This is a genomic window from Paraburkholderia sp. A1RI-2L (assembly GCF_048957375.1).
Lineage (GTDB): Bacteria > Pseudomonadota > Gammaproteobacteria > Burkholderiales > Burkholderiaceae > Paraburkholderia.
Window position 1 is genome coordinate 2,017,838 of sequence record NZ_JARBTA010000001.1, and the last position, 18,159, is coordinate 2,035,996.

At 64.6% G+C, this 18,159-nt stretch carries 18 protein-coding genes; 2 read left to right on the forward strand and 16 right to left on the reverse strand.

Annotation, left to right across the window (positions count from 1 at the left end; genetic code table 11):
• Positions 1 to 8: 8 nt before the first annotated feature.
• The 16 genes from waaA to PWP93_RS09420 all read right to left on the reverse strand — a co-directional run bounded on the left by waaA (position 9) and on the right by PWP93_RS09420 (position 15,116).
• Complete coding sequence (gene waaA, locus PWP93_RS09345) at positions 9 to 1,367, reverse strand: lipid IV(A) 3-deoxy-D-manno-octulosonic acid transferase (protein ID WP_421044260.1); 1,359 nt, start codon at positions 1,365 to 1,367, stop codon at positions 9 to 11.
• Positions 1,368 to 1,437: 70 nt separating this feature from the next.
• Positions 1,438 to 2,322 carry a Kdo hydroxylase family protein gene (locus PWP93_RS09350; RefSeq protein WP_421044261.1) on the reverse strand — a complete coding sequence of 295 codons (885 nt, stop codon included), beginning with the start codon at positions 2,320 to 2,322 and terminating at the stop codon, positions 1,438 to 1,440.
• A gap of 153 nt (positions 2,323 to 2,475) precedes the next feature.
• Positions 2,476 to 3,471, reverse strand: a complete 996-nt coding sequence (gene waaC, locus PWP93_RS09355) for a lipopolysaccharide heptosyltransferase I (protein ID WP_421044262.1) — start codon at positions 3,469 to 3,471, stop codon at positions 2,476 to 2,478.
• Between the two features lie 229 nt (positions 3,472 to 3,700).
• Positions 3,701 to 4,783, reverse strand: coding sequence for a pilus assembly protein TadG-related protein (locus tag PWP93_RS09360; RefSeq protein ID WP_421044263.1), 1,083 nt, complete (start codon positions 4,781 to 4,783; stop codon positions 3,701 to 3,703).
• Positions 4,784 to 4,830: 47 nt separating this feature from the next.
• Positions 4,831 to 5,259, reverse strand: a complete 429-nt coding sequence (locus tag PWP93_RS09365) for a TadE/TadG family type IV pilus assembly protein (RefSeq protein WP_421044264.1) — start codon at positions 5,257 to 5,259, stop codon at positions 4,831 to 4,833.
• Positions 5,260 to 5,390: 131 nt separating this feature from the next.
• On the reverse strand, positions 5,391 to 6,350 hold the full coding sequence (locus tag PWP93_RS09370) for a type II secretion system F family protein (protein ID WP_421044265.1): 960 nt from the start codon (positions 6,348 to 6,350) through the stop codon (positions 5,391 to 5,393).
• Positions 6,351 to 6,396: 46 nt separating this feature from the next.
• Entirely contained in the window at positions 6,397 to 7,374 is a 978-nt protein-coding gene (locus PWP93_RS09375) for a type II secretion system F family protein (RefSeq protein WP_421044266.1), read from the reverse strand.
• A gap of 31 nt (positions 7,375 to 7,405) precedes the next feature.
• A complete protein-coding gene (locus PWP93_RS09380; RefSeq protein ID WP_421044267.1) occupies positions 7,406 to 8,815 on the reverse strand; it encodes a CpaF family protein in 1,410 nt (469 codons plus the stop codon).
• Between the two features lie 12 nt (positions 8,816 to 8,827).
• Positions 8,828 to 10,036, reverse strand: a complete 1,209-nt coding sequence (locus tag PWP93_RS09385) for an AAA family ATPase (protein WP_421044268.1) — start codon at positions 10,034 to 10,036, stop codon at positions 8,828 to 8,830.
• 53 nt (positions 10,037 to 10,089) lie between these two features.
• Positions 10,090 to 10,383 carry a hypothetical protein gene (locus PWP93_RS09390; RefSeq protein WP_421044269.1) on the reverse strand — a complete coding sequence of 98 codons (294 nt, stop codon included), beginning with the start codon at positions 10,381 to 10,383 and terminating at the stop codon, positions 10,090 to 10,092.
• A gap of 21 nt (positions 10,384 to 10,404) precedes the next feature.
• Positions 10,405 to 12,252, reverse strand: a complete 1,848-nt coding sequence (locus PWP93_RS09395; RefSeq protein ID WP_421044270.1) for a type II and III secretion system protein family protein — start codon at positions 12,250 to 12,252, stop codon at positions 10,405 to 10,407.
• A 105-nt stretch (positions 12,253 to 12,357) separates the two neighbouring features.
• Positions 12,358 to 13,194, reverse strand: coding sequence for a Flp pilus assembly protein CpaB (gene cpaB / locus PWP93_RS09400; RefSeq protein ID WP_421044271.1), 837 nt, complete (start codon positions 13,192 to 13,194; stop codon positions 12,358 to 12,360).
• Positions 13,195 to 13,292: 98 nt separating this feature from the next.
• The gene (locus tag PWP93_RS09405) at positions 13,293 to 13,853 is read right to left on the reverse strand and encodes an A24 family peptidase (protein WP_421044272.1); all 561 of its coding nucleotides are present in this window, start codon (positions 13,851 to 13,853) and stop codon (positions 13,293 to 13,295) included.
• Between the two features lie 25 nt (positions 13,854 to 13,878).
• Positions 13,879 to 14,049 (reverse strand): Flp family type IVb pilin, encoded by a 171-nt coding sequence (locus PWP93_RS09410; RefSeq protein ID WP_421044273.1) that lies wholly within the window; start codon positions 14,047 to 14,049, stop codon positions 13,879 to 13,881.
• Between the two features lie 362 nt (positions 14,050 to 14,411).
• A complete protein-coding gene (locus PWP93_RS09415) occupies positions 14,412 to 14,582 on the reverse strand; it encodes a Flp family type IVb pilin (protein WP_421044274.1) in 171 nt (56 codons plus the stop codon).
• Positions 14,583 to 14,945: 363 nt separating this feature from the next.
• Positions 14,946 to 15,116, reverse strand: a complete 171-nt coding sequence (locus PWP93_RS09420; protein WP_084225499.1) for a Flp family type IVb pilin — start codon at positions 15,114 to 15,116, stop codon at positions 14,946 to 14,948.
• 336 nt (positions 15,117 to 15,452) lie between these two features.
• Here PWP93_RS09420 and PWP93_RS09425 point away from each other — a divergent pair, with 336 nt between their 5' ends.
• Positions 15,453 to 16,883 (forward strand): glycosyltransferase family 87 protein, encoded by a 1,431-nt coding sequence (locus tag PWP93_RS09425; RefSeq protein ID WP_421044275.1) that lies wholly within the window; start codon positions 15,453 to 15,455, stop codon positions 16,881 to 16,883.
• Entirely contained in the window at positions 16,880 to 18,151 is a 1,272-nt protein-coding gene (locus PWP93_RS09430; RefSeq protein WP_421044276.1) for a glycosyltransferase family 87 protein, read from the forward strand. The genes PWP93_RS09425 and PWP93_RS09430 overlap by 4 nt, the downstream gene beginning before the upstream one ends.
• The last annotated feature ends 8 nt before the right edge of the window (positions 18,152 to 18,159 follow it).

Consider the following 18,159-nt stretch of genomic DNA (forward strand, 5'->3'; position numbering starts at 1 on the left):
GCCGACCATTAAAGATCGAACGACGCCGACGCCCGTTCGGGCAACAACGTGGCAAGCACGTCCACCGTGCGCCCCGTGGCGCCGCGATGACGCGCCGCGAACGCCGCTGCCGCTGCGGCCATGGCCACGCGGCGCGGCTTGTCGTTGAAGAGTTCGCGCAAGGCGCGCGCGAGATCGGCGGGATCCTGCACTTGCAGCGCCGCGCCGGCCGCAACAGCGTCGGCAGTGGCCTGGGTGAAGTTGAACACGTGCGGGCCGATCAGCACCGGCACGCCCACCGCGCACGCCTCGATCAGATTCTGGCCGCCCAGCGGCAGCAAGCTTCCGCCGATAAACGCGAGATCGGCGGCGGCGTAATACGCGCCCATCTCGCCCATCGAGTCGCCGAGCAGCACGTTCACGTCCTGCGGCAGCGCGCGCACGCCTTCATGCGGCGCGGCGGAGCCCACCTTCGAAGCGGATGGCGTCGGGTTTGGAGCCGGGTTCTGAACCCAGCGCGAGCGCCGCTCGAGCTTGAGATTCTTGCGCGCGACAAGCGCGGCCACCTCGTCGAAACGCTGCGGATGGCGCGGCACGAGAATCAGCAGCGCATCTTCTACGCCCAGCGCCGCGAACGCCTGCAGCACCAGTTCCTCTTCGCCTTCGCGCGTGCTTGCCGCCACCCACACGGGCCGCGCGCCAATCGCGCGGCGCCAGTCACGCCCGCGCGCCACCACCGCGGCAGGGCTCGCCATATCGAACTTCAGATTGCCGAGCACGCTCACGTTGCGTGCGCCCAGTGCGCAGAGGCGCTCGGCATCCGCCGGGCTTTGCGCGAGCACGCGCGTGAAGCCGCCGAACACCTCGCGCACATGCGCGCCGAACTTCGCCGCGCGCTTGAACGAGCGCGCCGACATGCGCGCATTCGTGAGCACGAGCGGCACGTCGGCGTGCTTGCATTCGTCGATGAGCGTCGGCCACACCTCGGTCTCCATCACGAGTCCGAGCGACGGACGCCATGCGCGCAAGAAGCGCCGCACGGCATGCGGCATGTCGTAGGGCAGGTAGCAGCGCAGCACGCGATCGCCGAACAGTTGCTCGCCCGCCGCACGCCCGCCGGGCGTCATGTGCGTGAGCAGGACGCGCGCGTCGGGGCGCGCCGCCAGCAAGGCGTCGACGAGCGGCTGCGCCGCGCGCGTCTCGCCCACGGATACCGCATGCACCCAGATGAGCGGCGCGTCGTCCTCGGGCACGCGCCCGATGCCAAAGCCGAAACGCTCGCCGATGTGCTCGCGATAGCCGCGCTCGCGCCGCGAGCGGATGAAAAGACGCAGCACCGCGAGCGGCGCGATCAGCCACCAGGCCGCGCGATAGACGGCCCTCAGCATCGGGCCTCCGCGACGCGAGGCATCATGCCCGCCCAGGCGAGCGAACCCGCGATGAAATTCAAGCCCGGCTTCAAACGAGTTCCTTGCCCTTGATACGCTGGAGAATGCCGAGCGGCGCCCATTCCGGATGCACCATGTCTTTCGCGGGCAGGAAGAAGGTCTGCTCCATCATGAACTGGCCGGACATGACCGCATGCGACGCATGATCGGAGAAGCACACCCACACGCAGCCCGGCGGAAAATTGATGGTCTCCTGCGGAGCCGTCTTCTGATAGTCGAGATCGGCCTTCATGCTGTCGTGCAGGTTCAGCATCAGATGGTCGTACTCGCTGCGCGGCGACTTGGTGATGTGCAGCAGGTTCTGCAGCCAGGCCGAGCCCGGCATCTGCGGCTTGATGTTCGGCAGGAAGCGCCGCGCCATGTCCTCGAACGGCTCGCCCACGCGCCATACGCGCGGCACGCCGTGCGGGTTCACGTTGGTGAACACGCGCAGGATGCGCTCGCCATAGTTCGGGCGCGACGGAAAGGCGTCCACGTGCAGGCGCGAATCGTCCTTGCGCCACGAGGTCTGGCGCGTTTCCACCTGATGCAGGCGCAGGCTCGTGGGCGCGACGCGCAGCTTGCCGCTGTATTCCGGAAAGAGCCCGTCGACGAGCGTGCGCGCACAGGCCTGATAGCGCGCGACCATGGCGCGCACCGCCGACTGCGTGACCGTGTCGCCCAGCACGCCGCGCAGCGCGCCGCCGTTCGGGTCGAGGCTGATGTTCTTGCGCTTGGGGTCCGCAATGGCCGGATCGAGCAGCGCGCGCTCGCCGCCCTCGACCGGAAACTCGAGCTTCGGGAAATACAGGACCTTGCCCTGCTCGACGGCATCGAGCAGCGTCTCGCGCGGCTGCGAAAGATATTGGCCGTGCCAGTCGGCGGAAGTGATTTCGATGATCTGGGATTCGTTCATGGTCGCCCCTGGGAAGCGATGGATCGGGTTGCCGGGCGGGATGCCCGGCGCCGACCCTTATACCGCGCGCGCCGCGTGGCGCGCCTTGATGTGCGTTGACGTGCCTTGATGCGACCTGATGCGACTTGATGTGACCTCGGGCGCGCAGCCTGCTCAAAGCAGGCCGAAGCCCGCCAGCGCGCCCTTCACCTGCGCGAGCGTGGGCGGCTGCCCCGCCGTGCCGAGATTGACGACCTTCGGCGACCAATAGCCGCCGGTGCGCCAGGCGGTCGCGAAATTGTACAACTCGACCGTCGGGCGCTTGAGCGCCGCCGCGATGTGCACGAGACCGGTGTCCACGCCCACCGTGGCCGCCGCGCCGTCGATCAGGCCGACCACGGCTGGCAGAGAGAGCCTGGGCGGCACGATGGCCGCCTCGCCGAACTCGCGCGCGAGGCGCTCGCTCGTCGCGCGCTCCGCCTCGCTGCCCCACGGCAGCACGATCGACGCGCCGCGGCGCACGAGCGCCTGGCCCAGCTCGATCCAGTGCGCGTCGGGCCACTGCTTGTCGGCGCGCGAAGTGGCGTGCACGAACACCACATAGGGCACCGGCAGATTCAGGCCGACCGCCGCGAGCGCCTGCGCTGCGCGGTAGGTGTCGAGGCCGAACTCGATGTCGTCGGCGGGCTGCGGCGGCGGCAGCTCCAGTGCGCCCGCAACCAGTTGGCGCGTGCGCTCGACCACATGCGTGCGGGGCTCGATGCGGATCGAGCGCTTGTAAAAGAGGCGCACCGGCCATTCGTAGCCCGCGCCGTCGGTGCGATTTCCGAGGCCAACGAGCGGCCCGCGCGCCCAGCTCGCGACCCAGGCGGTCTTGATGAGCCCCTGGCAGTCGATCACGAGGTCGTACTTCTCGGCGGCGAGCGCGCGGCGAAACGCGCCGATCTCGCGCCAGTTGGCCGCCGAGAAGAGCCCCTTGCGCCAGCGGCGCAGCGAAAACGGAATCGCGCGGCGCACGCCGTGCACGAGCTCGACGAGCGACTGGAAGCTTTCTTCGACGAGCCAGTCGATTTGGGCGTCGGGATACCGCCGCCGGATATCGGCGATGGCGGGCATGTTGTGGACGACGTCGCCAAGCGACGACACGCGCACGATGAGGATCTTTTGCACGCTCAAGGCAGAAATAGGCGGACTGATTAAAAGGTCCGCAATTTTAGCGCGTCAAACGAAGTTAAGCGAAAAAGCGGGAAGAAAGTGCGGATATGGGCGCTGGAATCGGCGCCCGAAGAGCATCGAAGCAGCAAGCCGCGGGCAAGAGAAAGGCGCGGCGCCGATCGCCGCGCCCGAGTTGCCGGGCATGCATGTCGAAGTGTGCTGCCTGGGCTACGGAAAATCCTTCCTACTGGACCAGTCTCGGCGGCGTGTAAGCGCCGTAACTCGGCCCGACCCCTCCCGAATTGGGTGTCTCGCAATGACTCATGTCGTTGCTCATCTGCACGAGCACATAGGGATTCGCGCCGTTACTCGCATCGAGAATGTGCAGGCAAGCAAATGCCAGGACCGGCTGAAACCCGCTCGTCGACGGATCGGCCACCACCACGACCGTCGCCCATGCGCATTGACCATTGCCCGCCGCGCTACAGGCCGCAGTCGCGTTGAAGATCGAGTTTTTCTCGCCCGTCTGAATCCACGTCCCCGGCTGAGCACCGACGGAGAAGCCGGTGCTGTTGCCACTCGTCAGCAGGCTAGTGGCATAGCTGGCACTGTTGTCGTTGACATTGAATGTCGTCCACTGGCCGGATTGACAAGTTCCGTACTGGTAAGCGGACCCTATCCGGAAGATGTACGGCTGTCCCGCGATCTGCGGGTCCGAAAAGCCGGACACGGTGCCGGTGGTGGGCGAAGTCAGCGGTGAATCGGTCGACGAACTCCAGTAGGTGTTGTACAAGCACTGCGACATCGCCAGTGGAAACAACCCGCCTGGCCCCACATTGCCGGGCGAAGAAAGCACGGCCGTCGCCACTGCACTGGCTTTCAGGATATTGACCCCGAGCACGCCGCTCAGAAAGCCCGACACCGCTCCGTTCGCGTTTGACCCGTTTTTATTGATCGTCACCTGCACGGCGGGCAGGTCGTTCGAGCCCGGTGTGAACGGCAGCGCTTCGAGGCCGTAGGGCGTGCCCGTGGCGTTCCAGTATCCGGTCGCTACCGTGCTGGCTTGCACATAGGCACCCTGGACCTGGTTGGTCGAGGTCGACGTCGAGAACGTCGAAGCTGTTGCCGACGCGGTCGTAAAATCCGGCTGGGTCGCGCTGGTATTGCCGCATTCGCTGCGCGGTTTCAGACAACCCGCGCCCGCCAGCGCGGCCGCATCGGCCGCGTTCTGGAGCTCGTTGCGAGCGACCATCAGATTGCCGATGTCGATGGCGAGCGCCGCGGTTCCCAGCAGGAAGACCATGAACACAGCGACCGTGACGGCCACTGCCCCTTTCTGTTTCCCTTTGCTCCCCCTGCGCATGATCGTCCCCTTTATTCGTTATTCATGACAGTGGTGGCGGTCAGCGTAATCGGCCCCGTGATGGGGGCCACCATCCGTCCCAAAGCCAGCCCGCTGTACTGATAGGAGACGGTCACCGTAAGCGGTTGACCGAACGTGCCGCCGGTGCCAGACGTGGTGACCACCGGCGTATTTTGCGAGCCGAACGTCAGCAGGTAGTTCGAGGTGTAGTTCGTCACGACGTTCTGCACGTCGGTCGAGGTGGCCTTCGGACTCTTCAGCACGATTCCGGCGCGCGCGCCCTCCCGGCTGGCGTTGGTAAGGACCGCTTTGTCGTACAGGAACAAGCCCATTTCGATGATGCCGAACACCAGCAGCAGCAGCACCGGCAGCACGACGGCGAACTCGACCATGGCCACCCCGCGCTGCGCGCGCCACAGGCGCCCGCGCACGGGGCTCACTGCCCCCCTTCTTCCTCGTACCGCGCGTAACTGAAGGCGTAGCGCGCCGGTCTTTGCTGGTTCCATAGGTCCCCCGATCAAATCGCCCATACCGGGCCAGGTCCTGCCACATCGTCCGTTACGGCCGCCGGTTAGCCGCCCATTGCCGGAAGCATGGTCCGGTAGATATGCAGCATCGCCGGCCCCATCAGCACCACCAGCAGCGCGGGAAAGATGCAGAACATCAGCGGAAACAGCAGCTTGAGCGCGATTTTCGCGGCCTTCTCCTCGGCAAGCATGCGACGGCGCGTGCGCAGCGTGTCCGAGAGCACGCGCAGCGAATCGCCAATGCTCGTGCCGAAACGCTCCGCCTGGATGAGCATCGTGCTGAACGAATCGACATCGTCCACGCCCGTGCGCAGGGCAAAGTTGCGCAGCGCTTTTTCCTTCGCATACCCCGAGCGCATTTCCAGCAGCGTGAGCTCCATCTCGCTCGCCACCACCGCACTGCGCAATTTGATCTCTTCCGCGACGCGCATCAGCGCAGCATCGAGGCCGAGCCCCGCTTCGACGCAGACGGTCAACAGATCGATTGCGTCGGGGAAGTCCTCGAAAATCACCCGCTTGCGGCGCGCCACAGCGCGCCCGAGGACGAAGGCCGGCAGGTAGTAGCCGAAGCTCACCAGACTCACGAGGACCACCGCGAAGCTCGTGACCGAACTCGCCCCACCGCCGCCGAGCATCCACATGGCCGCCATGGTGGGCAAGAGCAGCGCCAGCACCGTGCGGGTCCCAAAGTAGGTCGCCACGGCACCCGGCGTGCGCCAGCCGGCGTTCATCAAGCGCACGCGCAACGCCGAAACCTCCCAGCCCTCCTTGGGCGCAGAGAGCTTCGAAAGCGGCTCCGTGACGTGCACGAGCTTTTCGTACCAGGGCTCGTCCCCACCGTCCGGCTGGGCACTGGGAGCAGCCGCGCCGCCCCCGCCCGCCTGTTCGATGCGCCTGCGCATGGTTCGGGGCGCGAAGAGATACATGGCGCCCAAACTCAGGCCGAACACACCGGCAAAGAGACAGACCAGCAACATCAACCGCGTCGTATCGAGCGCTAACATGGCTCCCCCTTTTTCGAATTTCCTGCTGGCGCGAAGCCTGACGTTTTCAGACGTGAATGCGCACGATGCGGCGCACCCATATGGTGCCGATCACCATCAGCACCGAAACGCCTTCGAGCAGCATCACGCCTGTCGGGTCCTTCCACAGCACCTCGAGAAAATCCGGATTGAGGAAGGCAATGGCTCCTGCCGTAAAGACCGGCAGCAGACACAGCACCCGCGCCGAGAGCACCCCTTCCGCGGCGAGCACGCGCACCTTGTCGAACAGCTTGAAGCGCTCGCGCACGAGGCTCGCAATGCTGTCCAGCAGCTCTGCCAGGTTGCCGCCGGTCTCGCGCTGGATCAGCACGGCGATGACGAAGTAACGCAGGTCCCCCACCGGCACGCGCTGCGCAAGGCCCAACAACGCGTCGTTGAGCGAGACGCCATAGTTGATCTCGTCGAACGTGACGCGAAACTCGGCGCCCATGGGGTCGGCGAACTCGGTGCCGACCATGTCGATGGCCCCCGTGAACGCATGACCCGAGCGCAGTGCGCGCGCGAGCATGTCGCAGGCATCCGGCAACTGCTTTTGAAAGCGCAGCAACCGCTTTGCGCGCCGACGGCTCACGTACAGCAACGGAAGCAGCGCGGAGGCGCCCGCGGCCGCCGCCAGCATCGCAAACGGCACGCGAACGAACAGCCCCACGACGAGCACGAAAACCGGCATCACCGCACAGAGTGCGATGAGGCGCGCTGCGGTCCAGGAGATGCCCGACTGTTGCACCCATGCCTCGAACGAGCGGATCTTCGGCACGAGCAGCAAGGCGCGGCCGAAAAGTGTCGACCCATCGAGCCGCCGCGCCTTGAGGATGGACATCGTCTCCTTGCGTCCCGTGCCCCCCGTGGCCACGGCCTCGAGGCGCGCTTCGAGACGGCGCGCGACGGCGCCATGCCGGCTGTTCCACCATTCCCACGCGCCTTGGGCTGCGAGCACTACCGCCACGAAGAGCAGCAGGATCGCCAGAAAGAAAGTTGTGCTCATGCCACGCTCCCCCGCAAGAACGTCGAGAACATCAAGCCGTTTCGAAACGGCGGCCCGGTTCGAAAATCTGGTCCGGCACGTTCACCCCAAACGCCGCAAAGCGTTCGCAGAACTTCGGACGCACGCCGGTCGCGCAAAAGTAGCCGCGCACGTTGCCATTTGAATCCATGCCGGTGCGCTTGAACGTGAAGATTTCCTGCATGTTGACGATGTCGCCTTCCATGCCGGTCAGCTCCGAAATGCTCATGATCTTGCGGCGGCCGTCGGTGAGGCGCGCGGCCTGCACGACCACCGAAATTGCCGACGAGATCTGGTGGCGCATCGTGCGCGGCGGCAACGACAGGCCGCCCAGGCTGATCATGTTTTCGAGCCGCGTAAGCGCGTCGCGCGGCGTGTTGGCGTGGATCGTCGCAAGCGACCCTTCGTGGCCGGTGTTCATGGCGTTGAGCATGTCGAGCGCTTCCGCGCCGCGCACTTCGCCAAGGATGATGCGGTCCGGGCGCATACGCAGCGCATTGCGCACGAGCGCGCGCTGGGTGATCTCGCCGCGCCCCTCGATGTTCGGCGGGCGCGTTTCGAGCCGCAGCACGTGATCCTGGCGCAGTTGAAGTTCGGCCGCATCCTCGATCGTGACAATGCGCTCGTCGTTCGGAATGAAGCCTGAGAGCACGTTGAGCAGCGTCGTCTTGCCGCTGCCAGTGCCGCCCGACACGAGAATGTTGACCTTGGCGCGCGCAAGCCCCTCCAGCACCTGGGCCATGGGCGGCGTGAGCGTCTGCAGCTCGATCAGATCCGAGACCTGCAGCGGCGAGACCGCGAACCGCCGGATCGAGACGAGCGGCCCGTCCACGGCCGAAGGCGGAATAATGGCGTTCACGCGCGAGCCATCGGGCAGGCGCGCGTCCACCATCGGGCTCGACTCGTCGATGCGCCGTCCCACGCGCGAGACGATCTTCTCGATCACCTTCATGAGGTGAGCGTCATCGTAAAAGTTGACGTCGGTGAGCTCGAGCTTGCCACGCCGCTCCACGAACGTCTGGCGCCACGTGTTCACGAGAATGTCCGAGACCGTGGGGTCGCGCAGCAGCGGCTCGAGCGGACCGAATCCGAACATCTCGTCATACACGTCGATGGCGAGCTGCTTGCGTTCGATGTCGTTCGCCAGCGCCTTCTGATCTTCGAGTATCCGGCCGACCAGCGCACCGATCTCACTGCGGATCTGCTCCTGAGGCATGCGCGAAAGACGCTCGAGCTCGACGCGTTCGAGCACCGCCTGGTGGATTTCGTACTTCAGCTTCTGATACGCCTCGGTTTTCACCCTGGCAGGCGCGGAGGCTGCGGCTGTAGCGCCGATACCGGCGCCGGCGCTGACGCCGGTATCGGCACGCTCGACGATCGTCGGCTCGAAGCGCTGCGCAAAGATTTGCTCGCGAAGAGACATGTTTTTTCTCCTTTACATCAAGCCGAATTTGGCTGGCGCCTGACGACCGATCAGGCGTGCGAACAACGAGTCGCCTTTGCCGCGCGATGCCGTGTCCGTGGCATTCGAGGCCGCCACACTGGTCGCCAGCGCGCGCAGGCTGCGCGTCACCGCGCTGCCGGGCGCCACCACGGAAATCGGCAAACCTTGGTTGACCGCTTCGGATACGGCACGCGCATCGTCCGGAATGACCTGGAACGGCTTGACGCCAAGCACGCTTTCGGCGGCCTCGCGCACACGCTCGCCGTGTTTGGTCTGGCGGTTGAGCAGCACACGAATCCGTTCAGGCCCATAGCCGAGTGATTGCAGGATCTCCTGCAGACGGCGGCCTGCCCGGAAGTGCGGCATGCTCGCCTGCAAGACGATATGGATCTCGTCACTGCGGTCCAGTGCAAGCATGGAAAGCGGATTGATGGTCTGCCCGAGATCGAGGACCACGCAGTCGTAACGCGGCATCGCGACACCAAGCACCCATTCGAGCCGGTCCTGACGCATTTCGCTCGCCTTGATCGGGTCGCCCGCGCCAGCCAGGATGTCGAAGTTCTCGGCGACATGGATCACGCTCGCATCGAAGAACGCCACGTCCATGCGGTCCACTTCCGCGCACAACTGGGGCAGCGTCGAGGGCGGCGTCTGCTCCGTCACGAGGAACGCGGCGTCCGCGTAAAGCTGGTTCAGATCGATCAGCAGCACGCGCTGGTTCTGCGTCTGCGAGACGATGTGCGCCACGTTCGCCGCGATGAAGCTCGTCCCCACGCCGCCCTTGCACGACATGTACGACACGATGCGCGTCGAGCGAGCACTGCCCTGCGCGCGCTGACCGATCGCGCGCTGCAGCGCATCGCCTATCGCCACGGGGTCCAGCGGCCCCGTGATCACGTCCCGGAAACCCGCGCGCATCGCCGCAATGAGCGCGTCCGGTGACGCCTCCGGAATCAGCAGCATGCACAGGAGCCGGTCGCGACGGCGGCACAGCTCCGTCACGGAAGGCAGCTGCGCCTCCTGCAATCCCCTCGCATCGACGATCAGGACATCGAATGCATCGAGCGTGTCGCCACGCTCGACGAGATCGAACGGCGTGCCAACGGTACGCGTCGTGCGGTAGGGACCGCATCCCGCGATCACGCGCATGATCTGCGCGAGCCGCTCGGTGTCCGTGGAAGTAATGAGTATGTCGATCATGATCGTATGCCCCGGTTTGGTCTCGTTCTCCGGCCTGTCGTGCGTGCCCCGGCTTATTGCCCCGAGCTCACGCCAATCGTGTAGGGCGACGCGGACACCGGCGGCTGCGTAAAGGACTTGTCGTATCGGTCCATCGCCGCCGCAGCGGCCTTGCCGTCCACCCCCGGCTGCGAGCTGACGTGCATGGCCGCGTCCGGGTCGATGATCTGCGCTTGCATCGAGTGGTGCAGCGCTTCGCCGAAATGCGCTTCCCAGATGGGCGAGCTGGTCATGCAACCGCCAAGCGCAACGCCAAGCGGCGCGATCAGCAGAGCCCGGCGAAAGAATGCGAAAGTATCGAGTTTCATGCTGGTCTCCTGATCGCCGGGTCAATGAACGACGGTTTGGTTCGACGCGATACGCGCGGCTTCCTGCTCGATGCGCTGCGCATGCGCTGCGTTGTCGTCGCCCGCTGACGGCGCGAGAGACTGCACGCTCACCTGCTGTGTGGCGACCGGCTGTGTAACCGTTTCCTCGGGCGCCGGCCCGGAGGACGCCGGCGCCTCGCGCCGCGAAGAGACCTGCGGTGCGGGCAGCGCCGCGGGCGCGGCCGGCGCCGGCGCAGGTGCGGCTGGCGCAGCCGGCGTGGCCTGAGTGCCCGCGGGTGCCGCAGGTGCCGCCGGTGCAAAGCGTCCCTCGTTGCGCTTGGCACGGCCTTCCATGTTGCCCGTCGCGTACACGTCGGCCTCGAGGGGCTCCGAGAAGCTGTCCGTGGGCATCTGAAGTTGCGCGATACTCTTCACGGGCTTCACGAGGTGCGGCGTAATGATGAAGATCAGCTCCGAGCGGTCGTGCTGGAACGAAGTGCTGCGCATCAGCGCGCCCAGCACCGGAATTTCACCGAGGCCAGGCACGGCCTTGAGCGAGCCCGTAATGTTGTTGTTGATCAGCCCGCCGATCGCGAACGACTCGCCATCAGCCATCTGGACCGTGGTGGACGCGCGCCGCGTCGTAATGAGCGGCAGGATGCTCACGCCGCTCACGTTCGACGCGCTCAACGTGACGCCCGTGGGCGACAGCTCCGAGACCTCCGGTGCCACCTTCAGGTTGATGCGGCCGTTGCCGAGCACCGTCGGCGTAAACTTGAGCCCTACGCCGAACTCCTCCTGCTGCAGGGTGATCGCCGTGGCCGAAGTGCCGCCGCCGCTTTGCGGCACGGGGATGAAAATCTTGCCGCCGGCGAGGAAAGTGGCTTCCTGACCGCTGATGGTGACAAGGTTCGGCTCCGCGAGGATCTTCACGAGGTTGTCGGTCTTCTGCGCATCCACGGCGAGGTTGAACGGCCGGTTATTCGCCTTGGAGGCCAGGAATGCGCTCGAGACGCCCGCGAGGAGATTGCTCACGAGCGCGCCTGTCCACGACCCGAAGCCGCCCTGGATATTGATTGCCGAGCCAAGCTGATCGATCAGGGTCTTGTCGACTTCGGCGACCTTCACTTCGAGCATGACCTGCTGTGGAGCGTCGACGCTCATCATGTTGATCACGCCGCCCGACTTCGATCCGTTGCCGCCGCTCACGCCGAACACCCTGGCGATTTCCATGACCTGCTGCGCCGCCTGTGCGCTCGACACATGACCGGCGAGCACGATGTTGTCGGCAGCCGTGGAAACCCGGATGTCGCGCTCTTGCGGCATGAGTTGCGCGAGCGCGGTCTGGAGCCCGCCCGAATCGGCGCTGACGATCACGTCGATCACCTGACACGCACCGCTCTTGCCCTGGATGATCATGTTGGTGGTCCCGACCGACTGGCCAACCAGGTAGAGCGTCTGCGGCGAAACCATGGTCGCCTGCGCGATCTCCGGATTGCCGATCGTGCGATTTCGCACCGGCTCGTCGATCGGCACAAGCGTCGACTTGCCAAGCGGCACGACCACGTTGCTCTCGCCGCGAATGGCCCCGACGCAGCTCGGTCCGTGCAGCGGTCCCGCCACGGCCTTGGGCGCGGCGTTGGCGCCCTGCGCGGGTCCCATGCTGATGGTCATCTGCACGGGGCCCTTGCCCACGGGCACCTGGGCAGTCGAAGCGGACTTCTCCTGCGCCGCGTTCCCGGCCTGCTCCTGCGCCCAGCCAGGTGTCGCGTTCATCAACCCCGCGCACACCCAGGCCAGCGTCGCGACGCGCCACGTACCGATGTCCTTGCAGGCCCCCGTGGACCCCACCTTTACTTTGGTATCCATATCGTTATACCCCGTGTTTTACCAGCGTTCTAGTAGCGGCTTCGCCGCTATCGCAACCTGTCCCGGGTGGTCAACGCCGGGCTTGGACGGCCGCTCTGCAGTGCTTCAGAAACACTCCTGACTACCCGTGACGCCCGACAGAACGCCAATGCAATCACGCTTGACCTGCGCATGGGCCACGTACTTCACCCGCACCGGACGAGCCGGCTCGGGCGCCGACGCCGGCAGCGGCGCGGCCTGCCCCAGCAGCGTCTGCTTGGTCACACCGTCCGTGACGAGCTTTTTGTCGTCCACCTGGTTGCGCAGGACGAGTGAGAGCGTCCCCACGCTTCGCGCCAGATCGAGTTTCTCCGCCTGCTCGGGCGTCACCTCGAGGGTCACGGCGTTCACGACCTTCGGCGCGGTGTCGTCGCGGTTGACCTGCTGCGCGACGGCGAGCACCAGGATCTTTTCGAGCACGATCTTCGAGATGCTCTGGTCCTGCGTCTCGGTCTTTTTCTGCGGCTCCTGGGTGTTGACGATCACGTCGACGTAGTTACCCGGCAACGCAAAGCCGGCTACGCCCACCACGTCGTTCACGCGCACCGTAATCGCTCGCCGCCCCTCGCCAATCACTGCGGACAGACCGCCTTTCGTGCCCACGGGCGCCAGCTTCGAAGCGAGCACCGGTTCACCACGCGCGAGGCTCGCGCGCACGACCCGGCCGTCAAGGTCCTTCGGCGCACTGAATGTTCCGGGTGGGAGGCTGTCCTTGGGCCAGTTGACCGTCCGGATCATCGTTTCATTGATTGGCTGACCGAGATTGATGTCGTCGGATGCGACGGCAACGGGTACCGTGGCCCCCGAGGACGTCTGAAGCAACCATTTGGAAGCGAACACCACTGCGGCCAAGCCGGCCAACAGGGCAATCGCGAGCATGGCAAGCGCGCGGCCGTTTTTCATGACAACCCCCATATGCTTTCGAGAAAATTCGATCTCTTTCGAGCCCCAAGTCGCCGCCGGGGCACGTTACCGCCAGACACTGCGCTGCGGCCAGCGCTTTAATGCACCATGGCAAACAGCGCCGCTACCGTTCCCGCGCCGATCGCCACACCATAGGGAATCGACCCGACCGACTCCCGCGTCACCTGCGTGCCAGGCGACACACCCGGCACGCGCATGAACCGGCCGGACCCCGCGAGCAACGCCGCGACGTTTCCGATCAGCCGGACCAACCGCCCTCGCATCAAGGCGACGCCGAATGACCACACCCCACCGATAATGAAGGTGTTCACTGCGATATCAACTGTTGCAGCCGCCCCCAGCCAGGCGCCCAGCATCATCAGCAACTTGACGTCACCGGCAGCCATGCCCCGCAGCAGGTAGAACGGCAGCAACAGCGCGAACCCGGTCGCTGCGCCGCTCAGCCAGATCGCGCTGCCCGAGAGCGCTCCGCGCAGCGCGATCTGGACCGCGAGCGCTGACACAAGCCCCAGCATGATCAGCCGGTTCGGAATCCGGCGGCTGACGAGGTCCGTGCTGGCAGCGAGTATCACCAGCGCGATCACGCACAGCGGAACGGGTTGCGGCGGCAATGAAACCGAAAGCAATGTGAAATCCATTTGTCCGCTCCCCGGCCAGGTTCTTTTAGACTGCTGCGGCAATGTCGGAGAACACGTTCTGGAGCACCGAGCCAATGGTCGCGATGCTGGCGATCAGCAGGACCGTGATCAGGCCCGCGAGAATCCCGTACTCCAGAGCCGTAATACCCTCTTCGTCGCGAATGAAGCCCTTAGCTTGAGCGATGATCCTTTGCATTTCGATCTCCCTGAAAGTGAACTGCTGAGCCCCGTTCCCTGTGGGTTTGAGGGCTGGTTGGACTACCTCGCTGTGGGCAGCTCAGTAGTCGCGTTCGCACTTTGTACCCGTCCGAAACCAATAACTTTGTGCGATCGGCAACATCTGAAGTCATTTCCTGAAACTGCCCTTCCATCGCAAAACCCTATTCGGAAAGCCTTGTGGCGCGGGCCCTGACTCATGACATACGACGCTGTTGCCGGGACGCATGGTCTCCCGACGTTTCCGGATCCGGTCTCGAGTATTTCCAGTTACAAAGGTCCGCTTCTGGTGACACTGGGCGAGTGTGGCGCGCGCGGCAAACCCACTCGCCCATACATCGGTTAGACCGCTGCGGCAACGTCGGAGAACACGTTCTTGAGCACCGAGCCGATCGTTGCGATGCTGGCGATCAGCAAGATGGTGATCAGACCGGCGAGGATCCCGTACTCGAGAGCCGTAATGCCGTCTTCGTCACGAACAAAATTCTTTGCCTGAGCGATGATGTTTTGCATTTTTGATCTCCAAATGGATGTGTACATCGTTAACCCCCGTTCCATGTGGTTTTGAGGGTGATGGGACTACGTCACTCAACCTGGCGGACTAGTCCCGGGTGCAGTTTTACGCGACTCAAATTAATAGCTTTGTGCGATCGACCACGCCTGAAACCATTTCCCGCTCCTGCTCTTGATTGCAAAACCGCATTCGGAAATGCTTCACGTCGCGAACCCGCCTCATGGCACACGACGCTGCTCGAAGGACGCCCGGCTTCCAGACGTTTCCGAATGCGGTCTCGAGCAGTTCCAGCTTCAACGTCCGTTTGTTGTGAAAGTGAGCGAGTGTGGCGCGCGTTGCCAGCCCACTCGCAAACGCGTTCGCTAGACGGCCGAGGCGATGTCGGAGAACACGTTCTTGAGTACCGAGCCGATCGTTGCGATGCTGGCGATCAGCAGGACCGTGATCAGGCCTGCCAGGATGCCGTACTCAAGAGCCGTAATGCCGTTTTCATCACGAACAAAGTTCTTTGCCTGGGCGATGATCTTGTTCATTTTGATCTCCGAATGGATGTGAACATGGTTAACCCCCGTTCCATGTGGTTTTGAGGGCAGGTGGGACTACGTCACTGGCTCGCGCCGTAGCCTCAGGCGCAGTTCTACGCGACCCAAACCGATACATGTGTGCGCTCGGACACACCCGCAACAATGACGCGTACGCCGGCGCTCATATTCGGTACTTTTGACCTTCGACATGTGGGGCACCTCGCTTAACGAACGCGCCGCGACCCCTCATCTCCCGCTCGCGACCGGTCGCGCGCGCACGCAACTTCGGCCCGCAAGTCGAAATATGCGACCCGGACCTTCAGCACGGTCGATCCGTTCCCGCCAGTGTTCGCTCCCGAACGCTGGCGACGCACTCTGTGTTGCTCCGAAAACGCCCTGCTCACCATAATCCCGCAACACGCCAGGACTGCCATGCATCACACCACTGGCGAGTACGGGGCAAAAAAAACGGCGGCGGCGCCGCCAAGCCGAAAAATTCAGCGGGGGCTGAAAAAAATGCGACCACTAGAGTGGAATGCCACACGTTCGCACTCGATAGCGTGCTCCTGGCTTTCTCGGGAACGGCTCATTGTTTACAGCACCGCCATGCTCGTCATGGGCGTCGGCTTCGTGGGGCTGTGGGCGGTGGTGACTCGCGGCTTTTCCGACACAGGCGGATGGAGCCCAGGCTCCGATCTGCGCGTGTTCTGGTCGGCCAGCCACGCGGTCCTTCACGGCCAGGCCGCCACGGTCTTCGACTACTCGGCGTTCTCCCGAATCGTGATCGCAGCAACGGGCGGCCTGCCCAAGAGCGCGTTTGTCCCCTGGCTCTACCCCCCCACGTTTCTGCTATTCATCACGCCACTCGCGCTGTTGCCGCTTCCGCTTGCCTACTTTGCCTTCCTTGCCGCGAGCGCTTCGGCGTATGTCTGCGCAACCGTTCGTGTCTCCGGGCTCGCACAGGGCACGCTCGGCATCGCGACGGCCCGCTATATCGTGCTCGCCATGCCCTGTGTATTGGTGTGCGCCATCTTCGGGCAGAACGGTTTGATTACGGCAGCGCTGGCCGCGCTCGCCATCGCATCGATCGAGCGGCGTCCCGTGATCGCCGGAATTTGCATCGGACTGCTGGCGATCAAGCCGCAGTTGGGCATCTTGTTCCCACTCGTTCTGGTCGCGGCACGGGCGTGGAAGGTGTTCGGATACGCCGCCGTGACAGCCGTGCTCCTTGCTCTTGCAAGCGTGATGCTTTGCGGGCCGGCTTCGCTTCGGCTGTTTGCCGGGAACGTCGGAATGGCACGCGAGCTTCTGCTCGAGCACGACGTCCGTTTCTGGCTCGCTTCTCCGTCCGTGTTCGCTTCGCTCCGGCTCATGGACGCATCGCTGATCGTGGCGAGACTCGCGCAAGCAGTCGTTGCCATCATCGCCATCTGCAGCGCATGGAAGGTCTGGCGCACGACGCGCGACACCGCCATGCGCGCGGCCGCGCTCGCGACTGCCACGCTGATTGTCAACCCCTATGTCTGGCACTACGACCTGACGTGGTTCGGACTGGCATGCGCCAGTCTGCTCGCGACCGGATTGCGTCGCGGATGGCTGGCCGGCGAACAGCCCGTGCTGCTCCTCGCCTGGCTCCTTCCCGCATACGAGTTCTTCAATCAGGTTCTCAGACTGCCGCAAGTCGGCCCGGTCATTCTGTTGCTCATGCTGCTCGTGGTGCTGCGCCGCGCGCGCATCGAACGCACCCATTCCATTACGCGCGAGGCCACTCAATGAACCAGACGACCCTCCGTGAACTGACCGGCACCGCCAAGGCGGCGCCCGCTCAGTCGCCCGACAGCAGCACGCCCCGCTCGCACTGGTTGAGCGGGCAACGCCTGTGGATCTATCCGCTTGCCGCACTCATCTACTACCTTGGGGTTGCGCTTGCGTACCTGTATCACCTGGTGTGGCTGAAGGATCCACAGATGAGCGTGCTCGCCGTGGACTGCCTGCCGTTCTGGAGCGCCTCGCATCTTGCCCTGCAGGGACATGCGGCGGATGCCTATAACCTCAGTATCCTGACGCCCATCGAGGAGCATGTGGCCGGCCGCCCCGTCGGCGTCCTCCCCTGGCTCTACCCGCCGACATTTCTGCTGTTCGTCTATCCGCTGGCGCTGCTGCCGTTCACAATTTCGGCTCCCATCTTCCTGTTCGGCACGCTCGCCCTGTTCGTCAAGGTGACCACGACGATCGTGCCCCACCCGCGCACCGCACTCATCGCGATTGCCTTCCCGGGTTCCGCGCTCGTGCTGACGTCCGGCCAAAACGGATTGCTTACCGCATCGCTGGTGGGGCTCGGTCTGGTGCTGCTGCGCCGCCGCCCGATACTCGCCGGCCTGTGCTTTGCACTCGTTGCCATGAAGCCGCAACTTGCTGTGCTGATTCCGCTTGCGCTGCTCGCTTCGCGCTCGTGGCGCGCACTGGGCGCGATGGTCGCAGGCGTGGCAATTTCAATGGCGCTCGCGTTACTGGCGTTCGGCAGTGAAACGTTCGTCGCGTTCCTTCACAACGTGGCGCTCGCCAACAGCTACGTCGAAACCGGACGGGCACTGCTGTTTCGAGTGCCCACGTTGTTCGCAGCATTCAAGCTGCTCCATGCGCCAACCGCCCTCGCCGCTGCGGCGCAAGCCCTGTCTGTCGTTTGCGCCGCCTCGGCCGTCTGCTATGCATGGGGCCGCCCGAGCGCCTTCGGTCTGCGCGCTGCGGTACTCGTGTGCGCCAGCTTGATGGTGAGCCCGTACCTCTACGATTACGACCTCGCATGGTATGGAATCCTCATCGCATGGATGATCGCGCACGCTAAAGAACACGGTTTCCAGAGCGGACAACGTGAATGGCTGGCCGTACTCTGGCTCGCGCCCATCGCCGGACTCACGCTCGTGTCGAATCTACACGTCCCGTTCACCCCACTCATCTCGATTGCCACGCTCTGGATGCTGGTCGCGCAGATTGCGCGCGAGCGCAACACGCAGGCCATCGCCACTACCGCGAACTCGTTGTAACAAGGGAG